The sequence below is a fragment of the Methanothrix soehngenii GP6 genome, assembly GCF_000204415.1.
GTDB classification, from domain to species: domain Archaea; phylum Halobacteriota; class Methanosarcinia; order Methanotrichales; family Methanotrichaceae; genus Methanothrix; species Methanothrix soehngenii.
The window spans coordinates 2,085,842-2,099,759 of the sequence record NC_015416.1 but is presented as its reverse complement, the minus strand read 5'-3'; the positions used below and the strand labels follow the sequence as shown (position 1 = coordinate 2,099,759).

9 protein-coding genes are annotated in these 13,918 nt (G+C 51.9%); 2 read left to right on the top strand and 7 right to left on the bottom strand.

The features are described from left to right. The first annotated feature begins 328 nt into the window (after positions 1–328). Together smc and MCON_RS10380 are read left to right on the top strand one after the other, a co-directional pair. A complete protein-coding gene (gene smc, locus MCON_RS10385; RefSeq protein ID WP_013719925.1) occupies positions 329–3,844 on the top strand; it encodes a chromosome segregation protein SMC in 3,516 nt (1,171 codons plus the stop codon). Positions 3,845–3,852: 8 nt separating this feature from the next. Then, on the top strand, positions 3,853–4,551 hold the full coding sequence (locus tag MCON_RS10380) for a segregation/condensation protein A (protein ID WP_013719924.1): 699 nt from the start codon (positions 3,853–3,855) through the stop codon (positions 4,549–4,551). Positions 4,552–4,714: 163 nt separating this feature from the next. Here MCON_RS10380 and MCON_RS10375 read toward each other — a convergent pair whose 3' ends face one another. Genes MCON_RS10375 through MCON_RS10345 form a run of 7 tightly spaced genes read right to left on the bottom strand, consistent with a single transcriptional unit; the run spans position 4,715 to position 13,761 of the window. Next, positions 4,715–7,858 (bottom strand): ATP-binding protein, encoded by a 3,144-nt coding sequence (locus tag MCON_RS10375; RefSeq protein ID WP_013719923.1) that lies wholly within the window; start codon positions 7,856–7,858, stop codon positions 4,715–4,717. A gap of 27 nt (positions 7,859–7,885) precedes the next feature. Then, positions 7,886–8,128: a hypothetical protein gene (locus MCON_RS10370; protein ID WP_052297567.1), complete on the bottom strand. Its 243-nt coding sequence runs from the start codon at positions 8,126–8,128 to the stop codon at positions 7,886–7,888. Beyond that, the gene (locus MCON_RS10365; RefSeq protein WP_013719922.1) at positions 8,106–8,522 is read right to left on the bottom strand and encodes a hypothetical protein; all 417 of its coding nucleotides are present in this window, start codon (positions 8,520–8,522) and stop codon (positions 8,106–8,108) included. Before MCON_RS10365 ends, MCON_RS10370 begins: the two co-directional genes overlap by 23 nt. Before the next feature lie 48 nt (positions 8,523–8,570). After that, the gene (locus MCON_RS10360) at positions 8,571–11,534 is read right to left on the bottom strand and encodes a DUF1156 domain-containing protein (protein ID WP_013719921.1); all 2,964 of its coding nucleotides are present in this window, start codon (positions 11,532–11,534) and stop codon (positions 8,571–8,573) included. Between the two features lie 12 nt (positions 11,535–11,546). Further along, the gene (locus tag MCON_RS10355) at positions 11,547–12,620 is read right to left on the bottom strand and encodes a hypothetical protein (RefSeq protein WP_013719920.1); all 1,074 of its coding nucleotides are present in this window, start codon (positions 12,618–12,620) and stop codon (positions 11,547–11,549) included. Next, on the bottom strand, positions 12,617–13,189 hold the full coding sequence (locus MCON_RS15310) for a hypothetical protein (RefSeq protein ID WP_052297566.1): 573 nt from the start codon (positions 13,187–13,189) through the stop codon (positions 12,617–12,619). The genes MCON_RS10355 and MCON_RS15310 overlap by 4 nt, the downstream gene beginning before the upstream one ends. After that, positions 13,186–13,761, bottom strand: a complete 576-nt coding sequence (locus MCON_RS10345) for a UPF0175 family protein (protein ID WP_013719918.1) — start codon at positions 13,759–13,761, stop codon at positions 13,186–13,188. Before MCON_RS10345 ends, MCON_RS15310 begins: the two co-directional genes overlap by 4 nt. Positions 13,762–13,918: the final 157 nt, after the last annotated feature.

The following is a 13,918-nucleotide window of genomic DNA, read 5'->3' as shown; positions in this document are numbered from 1 at the left end:
CAGATGGTAAATAAGCCTTGGGGTAACCCTGAAAACAGGCTTTAGAGGAATGAGAGGGGAAAACTAGAATTATTGGGATGGATGAAATTGTCTATGCTTAAATAAATATATTGATTTTGATAATTTAATAATCGTACTGGATAAAATGCTTAAATATGGGAAAGTGATATATACATCCTCGAATACATGATTAAGTTAGAGCAGAAATCATAAGCGAAAGCCTCAACTGCCTTAAGAAAAAAGAGCGGGATTAAAGCCGAGGGACGTGATTCTAATGTTGAGGAGTATCGAAAGGGCCAGCATTGCAGAATTTGGGCGGAGGTAACCTTTGTACATCAAAGAGGTTGAGCTCAAGAACTTCAAGTCATTCGGCAAGAGCATCAGGGTTCCTCTGAAGAACGATTTTGTAACGGTGACGGGGCCGAATGGAAGCGGTAAATCCAATATAGTCGATGCTCTCCTCTTCGCCCTCTGCCTTTCCAGTTCGCGGGCCATGAGGGCGGAAAGGCTGCCCGATCTCATCTACCGGGGGGATAACGGGAAGAATCCGGATTTTGCCCAGGTAATAGTCAGGCTGGACAACACCAGCCGCCATTTTCCACTGGATCAGGATACGATCGAGGTCTCAAGAAAGATCAAGATAAACCGCGACAAATATGCCTCTTCTTATTCCTTTAATGGCAAGTCCTGTGGCCAGGCAGAGCTTTTGGACCTGCTGGCCAAGGCGGGCATAACCCCAGAAAGCTACAATATCGTCATGCAGGGGGATGTGACCCGCATCATTGAGATGACGGCTGTTGAGCGGAGGAAGATCATAGACGAGATCGCTGGCGTCGCAGAGTTCGATGAGAAGAAGAAGAAGGCGCTGGAAGAGCTGGATGTGGTGCGAGAGCGCGTCGAACGGGTTGACGTCATTCTGGAGGAGGTAGGCGGCCAGCTGGACCGATTGCGGGCGGAGCGGGATAAGGCTCATTCCTACCAGGCGCACAAGGACGAGCTGAAAAGGCAGGAGGCCTTCCTCCTATTGGCCAGGCTCAAAGAGGCATCTGGAGAGCTGGAGAGCCTGAACCAGGAGATATCCTCCCTCCAGGGCAAGAATGATGAGATCAAGCTGCGGGCAGATGAGGATCGCTCCGAGCTTGCCGTCCAGGAGGAGAAGCTGCAGAACCTCGGTCAGGAGATAACCCATAAGGGAGAGGACGAGCAGATCGAGGTCAAGCGGAGGATAGAGGAGCTGAAAGGGGAACTAGCCCGCGAGACCAGCAAGATACAGATGGCGGAGAAGGCCCTGAATGATCTGGATCGTCAGCAGAATGCGAGCTTCATTCAGCTGGGTAACCTCTCTGGGGAGGAGGAGGTTCTGGCGGAGAAGATCAGAGACGCAAGCATTCGCAAGGCCAGCTTAGAAGGAGAGCTTGAAGATCAAAACGATCTCCTCCAGGAGGTTGAAGAGAGCTTAACCCGTGAGGACGCCCAGTTCTCCGCCCTTAGAGAGGAGCTTGAGAGAGCGAGGGGGACCCGGGAGGAGGCCAAAGCAAGGCTTGGAGATCTGCTGCGAGAGCGGGACCGTCTGCTGGATGCCACGAGAAGGGGGAGCCTGGAAAGAGAGGAGCTCTCCGGCGCCATCAAGGAGGCCATGGATGCCCTGGCCGGCAGCGATCATGAGGCCGAACAACTGAAAGAGGAGCTGGCCGGGCTCAACAGCCGAGCGATGGAGCTGGAGAAGGATCGGGATGACCTGGAGAGCGCAAGACTCAGGCTGCGCCGGGAGATCGCCGAGGCAGAGAGGGAGATGAATAAGCTGCAGAGCGAGTTCGCCCGCACCGACAGCCGGATTAAGGCGGCAGAGGACAAAGGCGGATTCAGCCGGGCGGTGGACGCCATCCGCACTGCTCTCAAGAATGGTATGCTCCCCGGCCTTTATGGCACCGTAGCGGAACTGGGGAACGTTCAGTCGCGCTTTTCTGTCGCTTTGGAAGTGGCTGCAGGAGCGCGTATGCAGAGCATTGTCGCCGCCACGGACGAGGATGCCGCCCGGGCCATTGAATATCTGAAGAGGTCCCAGATCGGCAGGGCCACGTTTCTCCCCTTGAATAAGCTGGACCGGGGCAGCCCTTCGGTCAAGCCCAACTACGAGGGGATAGTTGACTATGCCTTCAGGCTGATCGACTTTGATCCCAAGTTTCAGGGGGCTTTCTGGTATGTATTTCGTGATACTTTAGTGGTAGAGAGTTTAAACCACGCCCGAGCTCTCATGGGCCGCTACCGGATGGTCACTTTAGAAGGGGATCTGGTGGAGAGGTCCGGAGCGATGACCGGAGGCCACTATAGGACCAGGATGAAGTTCGCGGCAGAGGAGGGAAAGAAGCTCCTGGAGCTATCGGAGAGGATTGCCAACGCCGATGCCGAGCGCGGGAAACTTCTGGAGAGATTGGACCGGATGGAGGAGCAGATCTCCCACATAACCCGAGAGGTGGAGGAGCTGAACCGGTCCATCTCCAAGAAGACCTTCCAGGCGGACGAGATGGCGGGGTCAAAGCCCCGGCTGGAGAAGAGCATCTCTGAGAAGCGCGAGCGGCTCGTGCAGATGGAGAGCGAGTTTCTCAGCTATAAGGGAAGGCTGGACGCTCTGGAGGGGGAGATCCGGGAGTCTGAGGCGACCCTGGCATCCATGAATGAGACGATAGGCCGGATAGAGGCCGACCTTTCAGGCTCAGCGATCCCCGAGCTGAATCGCAAGGCAGACGCGGCCAAATCGGAGATTAGAAGGCTGCAGGACCGGATAGCCGAGATCGATGCCGAGATCCTCAAGGACAAGATCCGGGAAGAGGGCATAATCGAGAAGCAAAAGGAGATCTCATCCAAAAAGGAGCTACTGGAATCGGAGAAGGCAGAGGCAGCAGAGCAGAAGGAGGCTGCCATGACCATGATCCAGAGCCTAAATTTGGAACTGGATGGGATGAAGTCCAGGGAGGCGGAGATCGAAGTGGAGCTGCACGGCCTCAAAGGAGTGCGCGTAGAGCTTCTTGAGAAGACCATCACCATGCAGCGGGCTATCGACAGGATGGAACGGGAGATGGACCGGATTCAAGCTCGTCTGGATGCCAGCCTCTCCGCCAGGGATGTCATCCAGATGAGGGTGGAGGGACTGCGAAGAGAGATCGAACAGAGCGGCGTAGACTCGACCCAGGAGCCGCCGGATAGCAATACCGTGGCTGAGAAGATCCGGGCCCTGACCCAATTCATGAGAGACCTGGAGCCGGTGAACATGCTGGCCATCGACGAGTACGATCATGTGTTGACCCGTTATGACTTCCTGGCTCTGAGGAGGACCACTCTAAGGGAGGAGAGGGAAGCTATCATCGATAAGCTGGAGAGGTATGACCAGATGAAAAAGGAGGCATTCTTATCCAGCTTCAATGAGATCAACAAGAACTTCAAGAACATATTCCAGGAGCTATCCCGGGGAGAAGGCGACCTGATCCTGGAGAACCCGGAGGATCCCTTGAGCGGGGGGATGACCATCAAGGCCCGGCCGGCGGGAAAGCCCTTCCACCGCCTGGAGGCCATGTCCGGAGGGGAGAAGAGCCTGACCGCCCTCTCCTTCATCTTCTCCATTCAGATGTTCCGGCCTGCGCCCTTCTACGCTATGGACGAGATCGACATGTTCCTGGATGGAGCCAATGTGGAGAGGGTGGCAAAGCTGATCAAGAAGATCTCTGCCCAGGCCCAGTTCATTGTGGTGTCCCTGAGAAAGCCGATGATACTGCAGTCGAAGTTCACCCTGGGCGTGACCATGCAAGAGAACAACATCACCACGGTGACCGGCATATGCACCAGCTGAGGTAGGACTTGTCCGAAGATCCATTCATGAAGAATCCCCGCGATTTCGAGTTCGGCGAGCCGGCGGAGGTTCTGGTGGAGCTTGCTCGTAGAGGGGATATCGATCCCTGGGATATTGATATTGCCAGGACCACAGAGAAGTTTTTGCAGTACATCGACTCCCTGGAGAAGAGAGACCTGCGAATACCGGCCAGGACACTCCTTTATGCCAGCATTCTCCTGAGGATGAAGTCCGACTCCATGGAAGGGCAAAAGGAGGTGGCAGATGAGGAGCCAGAGCCTGAATTGGAGGAGGTGGGGGAGGAGGTCTGGGAAGAGGAGAGGGAGAGCACCCTTCCCCGCCCGCCAGTGAGGAGGCGCACCAAGAGGCCGGTAACCTTAGAAGAGCTGATCTCGGAGCTGAAGAAGGCGGAGATGGTCGGCCGGAGAAAGGCCATGAGGGACCGCTGGCCCTCCACTGAGGAGAAGGCACTGGACCTCTCACACGATGAAGGGATCGAGGAGAGGATCAGGTTCTTGGGACCCATTTTGGATGATATGTTCATGGAGAAGAAGACCATCACCTTCCTGGATATTAACAGCAGAGATGGACTGAATGAGGACGGGGTGACCAACTACGTCTCACTACTCTTCATGGCCCAGAGAAAGCAGGTGTGGCTGGAGCAAGAGGAGATATTCGGGGACCTGTTTGTGAAAAGACATCCCTGAGTGATCGCATTATAGCGGGAATAGTGCCTGTTAATGCTGGCCGCCGAGCCTGAGCAGATCCTTAGCACCATTGATGATCGTTACGGCCTATGGTCCGAAGAGCTGAAACTGGGCTCTAGCGCATAGGACCTCCAGCTCCATATTCCGAGTGAATATCTGTGGCTTAATCCACCTCTACATCGTCCTCAAGGCCCAATTCACGCAAGGCACTTCTCATCTCCTCAACTTCCTCCATAGAGGCGTCTGAAATGTCCACGGCTACCAGCAACTTCAGACCTTTGCGAGCGGCAAACTTGGATAGGATTCTGTTATAGAATTGGGTCCATTTTTGATGAGGTATCTCGCCTGCCCAATGAGGACTTAAGGCCTTGACGATGAGATTCGACGAGCTACTAACGCCCTCCGCGCTCGCTGTGATCGTAAAGAAGCCCTCCTCCATTCCCGCCTGAAAGATCCCGTTAACATCGATTGTGCCGCCTGTGGCCCTCCAGTCTACCCCGGCCAATGGCATTTCAAGGCCATCTGCATCCAGGCCCACGGCGACAAATGTCTGCGTCCTGCCCGGCCCTATATGCGCATCCTGAGGAGAGACAACAATCCTCTTCAATGATCTGCCCCCTGCAGAGATGACGACACTGGCAGATCCAGTAGCATCTCTCGCTGCAGCATTCACAGAATAGGTCCCTTCTATATCCCCTGCCCTGAAGAGGCCGAGCTGATCGATGCTTCCCCCGGTTGCCTTCCAGTCTATGGCATCAGTCTGTACCTCTTGGCCCCGGTCATTCATTACTTTTGCAGAAAATTGGACCTCATCTCCTGGCTTGATGCTGATCTGCTCAGGAGTCACCACTATTGTGCACGGTCCTGACCTCTTGGGAGGCTCCTTTGCTATGAACCATTCCTCAGATATCTCCACATCATCCGGCAAAAGATCGGTGCGGTAATAGATGGGATCGTATTCGCCTTCTTCAGACTGGCCAAAGTAGGCTAATATCCCGTTAGAGACGCCTTTGGATATGGCTTCCTTTACTGCTTGCTGATTGAGCAGGCGGGGGTAGAGAGGGGATGCGAAAAAAGCATCTCGGACGGACCTGGTGGACCAGATAGAGAAGGCAGGTGGCCAGTTCTTGACCAAGAAATTGGGGCTGATGCTGCTTGTGATAATATCCTTCTGCTTTAGCTGCAATAGATAGAGGTCTACAATGGTCCTGGCTGCGCTGGAATGAATTAGGCCGAGGTCCATTAAGTATATCCTGTTATCTTTCCCAAGGAGTGCGAGGTTCTTGTAGCTTCTCCAGACTGCCTCCTTAAGGTCTCGTTTAGCTTTGCCGATCTTCTCATTTACCTCTCTATTCTGCCTCTCATTGAGATGAAGCTGCTCAGATTCAAAGTGGATCTTCTCCCAGGCCAGAGCATTGCGAGCTTCGCTTGTCAGGCTGGCGTCGTTGTCGACCAGGGACCAGATGAGAGCGCTCTTGTAAGTCCTGGAGGAGGCACCATGATCTTTAGTCATTGACTCTATCAGCTCTATTGTCCTGCTGTCCGGTCTGCGGTGATCGGGGGACAGGACAATCAGGGTCAGGGCAGGAGTATCCGGGATATCGCTGCTATTTTCCGGGAAGAATACCGGCTTTATGATGTTGCCCTCATTAAAGACCCTGAAGATAGCATCTCTCAAGCACTCATCAATCTCCTGTTTGGGGACGCTTGCCTTGCGGTCGGCGTGGATCTTGGGTAGCTGAATCTGCAATCCGAATCGGTAGCTTGTCCCGTAGGCCTCCAGATAGTAGCAGTTGACAGAGAGCGCATCCAGGACGGTTTCGATGTTTCCGATGTCAAGATCAGGCTCAGCCACTGCAAGGCGGATCTCGGGAAGAGTGGCCTCAGTGCCGTGGGTCTGGCCGCCATTGGAGGCAAAGAGAATGACCGTCGCCACCTTTCGGTGCAGGCGGGCTTTCTTGATGGCAGAGCTGGCCTCATTGTCCAGTCTTACAGCATGGGCTTCTTTCCGTCCAGCAATGTCAGTTGTGACAGATCCCTCCAGGCGGTCCTCGCCAAGCTGCTCGAATATGGCAGCCCGGAAGATGGGATCCTCCAAGGGAGCGGTGCCAAGGCCGATCAGGGCGTCAGAATGAGCGTCCGTGTAGCTTTCTTGATATACTTTCGATACCCAAAGAGCAAGAAGGCGGAGGATGCCGCGAGTCCTCTGGAAGCGGGGAAGGGCCTGCCACTTCGTCTCAAAGACGGAGAGGACCATAGGGTGAAATGGATATGCCGCTTCAAACATCTCTTCTGCATGGTCGACTGGAAACCAGCCAGGAACCTGATTCCTGTGGGCCTTGACCCAGGTGGCGTATGCTTTGCAGGTCTTTTTGGCCTCGTTGCCCAGAAGGATGGTCCCATCGGGAGAGATCTCCTCCGGACTCCATTCAAACAGCCTGCGACGTATGATCTGAGAGGTTTCAGCCTCGGCAGATATCATCACTGCTTTGCCGTGCTTATCCATGATCTTCTTGAAGCTGTTGTAGTCGGAAAAATCGGCCTCGTTCATCTCCATCTGTGAGCCTGGTATGGAGACTACTAATACCACTTTATCCTCGCCGCTGGCGACGTTTGTGAGGTTCTGGATGAAGTTGTAGAGCTGATCGGAGAGGCCTGAATCGCGGTTTCGGCTGACATAATTCATCAGCTCGTCCATGAGAATCAAGCAAGGGCGATCTTTTGGCAGGAAGCTGCGGATTACGTCGCCTCCCGGCGCTATCCTCTGTCTGTCGTGCTCTTCCACCAGGTCGAAACCCTGCGTGCCGCTCAGTTGGAAGGCGATTTCTCCCCAGGGGGTCTTTCTCAGGGGCTCGCCCGATGCCCCGCCTCCTTTTCCAGTTATGGAGTCAAACTCAGTGCCCACAAAGACGGCTATCGCTGCTCCTGGCACGCTATTGAGGCCTGCTTTGGCCAGGATCTTGTCCACACCGGGCCATCCATTTGCGGCCGGGCCGTTCCTGGCCAGATGGTAGAGTAGAGTGAGAGCATGAGTCTTTCCTCCGCCGAACTGGGTAGCCATGTTGAAGACGGCCGAGGTCTCAGTCTTGATTCCCGAAAAGCGACGCTGGACCTCTGCTGCAAGGGCGGTCAGGTTCTTGGTCAGATAAGTCCTCTCAAAGAACTGCTTAGGATCCTTATAGTCGTCGGGTGCTTTGCCATCCCTGACTCGATCGAGGTTCACAGCGAACTCTGCGGCGTCCAATGGTTTGCCTTTGCGCAGATCAACACGGGGTGTCGCAGACTTGTGCCAGGGTGTGAGTGCCATCTATTGAATCTCCAAGGATGAAAATGGCTACAGCACATTAAAGTTTCCGGTGTTTTTATGAGCGAAAGCCATGACATCCATAGTGAGATACTCACTGTGGGGGACAGGCGGGCTATCCAGCTTGTTTCCCCTGGCGGCAGACATCCAGCCCAGGCGATCGCAGCTCTTGACAACGGCCCTGGTAAGGCAGGCGGTCCAGTCCGCCAGCCTCTCGTCCAATGCTGCAGCCCGAAGAAGTTCTGCGTTCTCATGGCGCTGGACGGTCTGCATGAAGGCCTCTTTCCACTGATTCGTATCTATCCCTGAGGTCAGAATCGTAGTATTCGGCAATTGGATCATCCATGCAATCTGTCCCGATGCTATCGTCCACCACGGAATATGATAGCAAAGTCAAGGCCAAGTGTTTTTTTTTAGAGTCCAGATTTGCTTTGTAGGAGGGATGCTGTCTGTCCGTATCATTCCTGATTAGCAGTCCCAATCGGGTCAAAATTCGAAGAGCCTTTCTCGTGCTGGGCGCAGAGGCTTCTGCCAGCTCCTCCAGGTCCTTAGGCCGGTAGACCTGGAAAGGATCGGCTACTATCTGGGCTATGATCCATGATAGATGGGAATCTCCAAAGAGCCCTGCAAAATGCTGCATATCTATCTCTTCGATCTCTTCAGCCATTGGTTCTCCTTCTGAATTACAAATATTTCGCCGTTTGCCTCTCTGTTTTCACAGCCCCAGTCCCTTCTTCCTGGCCAGCACTCCCTCCACCCACCGCCGCTCATCGCTTCCGGCGGGATAGAGGGCGGAAAGGGACTGGGCTAGGCTCCAGAGCCCCTGATCCTGGCCGATATCCTCTTCAATGAACCGCTTGAGGGCATCGCTCCGGCCAGTGGAGAACAGCAGCATAGCCTGATGCAGCCGGTCCAGTACTGTGGAGCCGGGAGCAGGCAGAGCAAGCTCGCTTGCTGGAACCGTCTCTCTCTCAGCTCGGGCCAGGCTGCCGGAAAGTGTGGTCTGCAGCTCCTTTTTCCTCTTGCGTTCCTTCTTGACTGCAGGAGAGCCCTGGCCGAATAGATATGCAGATCGCTCCAAGACCGGAAGGAGACGGGCCTTGTCGCCCTTCACCTCGACCAGGGTGGATAGGGTCTCCAGATGGGCCCCCAGGCCCTGCGCTATTTTGCGGGCAGCATCATACTCCAGGACGAATCCCGACATCTTGCCCCCTTTTCCCGAGACTCCATCTTCTCCTTCGCTTGCATCTGCTTCATTATCATCAAAGCTGCCGCCATTGCCTCCTGTGGACAGAGTCCAGAGCCACATGGCAGTGAGCCTGGCATCTTCCTCCAGGCCCGATCCATCTGCGCCCTCGAAGATCATGCCCAGAGCCTCGCGGGAGACCGCCGCCCAGACCTCTTCCAGGTATTCCTTCAGGGTGACAACCTCGCCGCTGGCCTTCTCCACGCGGGAGTAGCGGCTGTATATCTCCAGTGCCGGCCCCAGGCAGGAGAAGATGGCATCAGCGCCCACGACGCCCTGAGCGGCCAGGCCAGGTAGCCAGGCGTGAATGCGCTGGGGAAGCTCGGCCAGGACATCACGCCAGTCACCCACGTCGTCTTCCGTGACAGTGCCATCCGGATTCTCACGAGGACGGCAGACGAGATGGATTGAAGACATTAGACGAGCCTGGCCTATTCCTGCGATTTTTGTGGCCATTTCCGTATCGATGGGCCAGGAACCTGTAACTACCCAGCCTGCATTCAATATTGCAGTCAGCACAGCTTCCCAACCAGATGTGGACTTATTGGCAAATACAACGACACCGATGCCCATCGGGTCCAATATTCTTCTGCCTTCAGCCAATGCCAAAGTCATCCTTTGGAGATAAAAGACCTCATCTTTAATTCCAATCCCTTCTACTGGCGTTGGCTCGACAATTATTTCATCCGATTTTGGAGTAAGGTTGGTCGCGAAAAGACTTGAAAACACATCTCTTAACATCCTTTTGAGCCAAACATAAAAGAAATCGGATAACGTCGCATAAGCAATGGCATCATAATATGGTGGATCAGTTACGAAAGCTTGAGCAGAATCATCTATTAGTTGGCATGGAGTGACAGAATTGCAATTAGTATGTCCTGAATTATTACAATTAATATCAAATGAAGTTGCCTCTCGCTCTATAACCTGCACTACCCAGTTCAATGCAGTATCCCAGTCACCACCTGAGCCGGAAAAGGGATTCACCTCGTTAAAATCCCAAACCATAGTTAATGCTTGTCGGCCAAATGCGCCCTGTGGATTTTCTCTTGAAGTATCCCATCTAGCAAGTGTTGATAATTTATCCACTTCCTTATCGAACACTAAAGCTAGGCAAGCTTGTGTGGCTGTGGATAGTCTTTTTTCAGGATTAGTTGCTGATAGCTCCCTATGTTTTTGAACTAACCGAGCTAGTGTTATCAACGCTAACCCCTGTCTAGGCGTAAAAATTTCCCCCCACTCAGACATACCATAGATTGACAAGCGGTTTATAGAGTGAGGCAAAGGATTCACTAATTCATCTGGAATTTGGGATAAAGGCCCTTTATGAATATTCTTAGCTGCCTCTAGCATCACTTCTGCTTTTTTAACAGCTTCAACATCCCTCTCCACTGGAAGCCTGTAGAAACGTCCCTGCTGCCCCGGCCTCGTCGTCACCACGCAAAAGAGCCTGGCATCGGCTGCCCCGCCCCGGCGGGCCTTGAGCTGCTTTCTGACCGAGGCCACGGGCGTGGTATAGCCGCATACCGGGCAGGTGGCCGAGCCCCGGCGCACTGTGCCCTCGCTAACATCCTGAGGCTTGGCCTCCTCAATGATCTCGAAGTCAACCCGCTTCTTCTCGTGGTCAGGGATGAATTTCAGCGCTATCGAGCGGCGGCTCTTCCTGGCCAGCCAGAGCGACCTCATGAGCGGCACCTCCGCCCCGCAGCCCGGCCCCTCGCAGGTGATCGTCCGCGCCCAAAGGTATGCAATCGGCACAGCCCCATCCGGGTCTTTCGGATAAAATTCACCCAGCTCTTTTTCCGCCTCTACCTTGATCCACTCCCCCCACTTGCGCACCTCGTCCGCCAGCGTCTGGCCATACTTGGGAATGTACTCCAGCACCACTTTGTTGAGCAGGACTGCCACCGGATTCAGGTCGCTGGCAAAGGCATCCGCCCCCACCCGCAAGGCTTCCAGAGGTATCGAGCCGCCGCCGGCGAAGGGATCCACTACAAGCGGGCGCGTTCCCGGAGCGCCTCCCAGGGCCTCATGAGCGGACTGGGTCAGGGCGCGGGCCGTCTCCAGATACTCCTTTTTGGTCGAGTTGTCCCAGTTGGCAAAATCGGCGATGAAATCGAGGAGCGCTTTGCGCAGCGCCAGTGGCTCGGAGAAGTCCAGGTCAGTCCTGCCGATGGGATTCCAGAACCGGGCCATGATGACCGCGGCATCCTCCCGGAACCGGAGCGGGCAATCTTCCTGAGCCGGGTCGGGCCAGAGTGCGGCACAGATCACCGCTCGGCAGGCGGCTAAAGGCCGGCGCGCCCACCAGATGTGCAGGGTGGATATGTGGCCGTGGCGGATGGGCTTCTCCCGGCGGGCGTGGGCGCTGATCTTCTTGATGGGCAGGTCGACCTCGATGAGGCGCTTGGGGTAAGTGAGTGGATTCATCATTATCACGCATTATTAAAAATTATCAAATAGGCTTCGTTGTTTCCTGCTTTCCGTGAGATCTATCTTCACCTCATGGACTCTGTCTAAAACCTTATTTTCAATAAGCTGGGGTTTTCTTTGGAAGTAGCGTGATGCAGTTCCTTCCTCATTTATCACGTTCTGAATTCTCAATGCCTCTCTGTGCTGAGCAAGCATATTGCTCATCTTAGCCATCTTTATCTCCAGGGATGGATCACGAGTATATCCATAGGTTTGTGGATCGAACAAGCGTGAACCTTTCTGCGAGCTATCCATCTTGATCCTTCTTTCCGCAGGAATCTTGGATTGCTTATGATTTGCGCCGAGTATATCCATTCCAAAAGTGAGGGTTACGAAATCCCTGGCAAGTGTTATATTTGCCTTTCCGCTGAATCTTCCTTCAAAAGAATTTATGTTATAGATGAAACCCTCATCAAATATGCCAAGACTATGCAAACCTCTTTGAAGTGCTTTTATCCAGGATGGATTTGAATAAAGAGATGATCCATCGCTATCTATGACGAAGGAAGTAACATCATGAGAATGATACAAGTCAAGGACTGTGGGGAGGAATTGTCTGGGCAGCCTTGCGGGAATGATGCCAACAATAGTTTTATTATTTAAAGTCTCTACAATTTTTAGATATTCTTTGATAAATAAAATAAAATTGCTAATCAGCTGCTCGCCTTCGTAGCTCTTGATGATTTCGGGACATAACGGCATAATCGCTAAATCGCTGTTCACATATTGCAGGTCGGCCAAGGTGGCCATCGCATTCTTTTCAGGAACCTTGCACTCTTTGTAGGATAGAAAGAAGAGATTGATCATGTCGTCTTTTCTCTCTCTTCTCGCATCTTTGTTGAATTTCATTTCTGTAGATGCATTTGAGCTTATCAAAGAGATCTTTTCCAGGTCAATTCTGTGAAATACTTCATTTAAACCTGCAACAGGAACTGTTCTATTTAAGGACTTGATTGGTGTGGTGATGGACTTGTCAGCAAATCTGATCTCCATTACACGCATCAGAAGATCTTCATCGACATTATTTACACGGAGATTTGCCTTCATTTTAAGCACCCACTCAGTTCACCAATCAGCTTGTCAGAGATACGGAAAGTACTATTCTTTATATCAGATATGATCAATTTTATATCATCTTCTGAAAACCATCCTTTTTGGCAGAGTCTCTTAATCAAGCCTATCGTACCTGTGAAATGATAATTATGAATAGCTTCGCCTATTATCTTCAGGAATACTTCAGACGAGATTATCTCACAAATTTTCTCTCTCATCTTGCGATCGTCGGTAATAAAAAAATAAGGATTCCCTGTTAGCTCATAATCAAGCAACGCAAGTAAGAATGCCGATAATTCGCCTTCATGCAAATATGGATATCTGTTTACTAAATAATCAAGGGCTTGATCGTATTTCTTATCTCCGGTTTTTCTGAATACATTTATATTTTTGTAATTTATATCAATAGTTTCTCGAGAGAATCTTTCTGATGTCTCTCTTTGAACACAGTCAGTGGTAACAAGAATATACTCGTTCCGGCATACTTCAATCATTTCGATGGATCTTATCTCATTGATAAACGCTGATATTGCAGTGTTATCAAGAATCTTTGACGTGGTCACTCGCGCCACCTAATATTTTTATTCTTCAAGAGTATATCGAATTCTACAGGGGTTAATCCTGCAATCTCTGCCGCTTTGCTAAAGCTAACCTTGTTTCTTCTAAATAGTGAAATGGCAAAATCTTTCCTTCTAGGTTTTAGTTCGTCCCATTTAACAGACTCACTTATATATTTCGGATAAGATACGTAAACAAATGCCAATACTTCTTCGTCATTGAGATCATTCAAAAATCGTTTGAAATCATCTATCACCCTGGCAAGCTCTGGCTTGGGTTTAAGAGACGAATATGCATTCAATCCTGATTTGGTGAGCCGAAAATTGCTGCCGATGGTCTGCACATAGCCAAGCCGGATTAATGATTCCAATACATTATCCAGGGTTTCGCTATATGGGCCAAAAAGATGTGGCTCAAAGTGCAATAAACCTTGAAAATCCTTGAATACATTTGAGATAAGAAACATTAATTTTTGAATTTTTATTCTACTTTTTAAGGGAGAGTTATCTACCGCACCGATCGCATACAGAACCAATTTCTCCTCGTCATTCAGGTGGAACTGCGAATTCTTTCCCATGATTAACATCTTTTATTAATATTATCAGCTACTAACATCCTAATATAACTCGTTATCTTGGCAATTCTACTTCAACCTTTGGGAAGAATGGATCTTCCTACCGCTAGAGCAGTACCTTATCTCACTACGACTACAATATCTAAGCGCTTTTCGGAAT

Coding starts and splice junctions, on each gene's coding strand:
- MCON_RS10375 (WP_013719923.1), bottom strand. CDS start 7,858: ATGGCACTCACACCCTGGCACAAGTCTGCGACACCCCGTGTTGATCTG.
- MCON_RS10370 (WP_052297567.1), bottom strand. CDS start 8,128: ATGCAGACCGTCCAGCGCCATGAGAACGCAGAACTTCTTCGGGCTGCA.
- MCON_RS10365 (WP_013719922.1), bottom strand. CDS start 8,522: ATGGCTGAAGAGATCGAAGAGATAGATATGCAGCATTTTGCAGGGCTC.
- MCON_RS10360 (WP_013719921.1), bottom strand. CDS start 11,534: ATGATGAATCCACTCACTTACCCCAAGCGCCTCATCGAGGTCGACCTG.
- MCON_RS10355 (WP_013719920.1), bottom strand. CDS start 12,620: ATGAAGGCAAATCTCCGTGTAAATAATGTCGATGAAGATCTTCTGATG.
- MCON_RS10345 (WP_013719918.1), bottom strand. CDS start 13,761: ATGGGAAAGAATTCGCAGTTCCACCTGAATGACGAGGAGAAATTGGTT.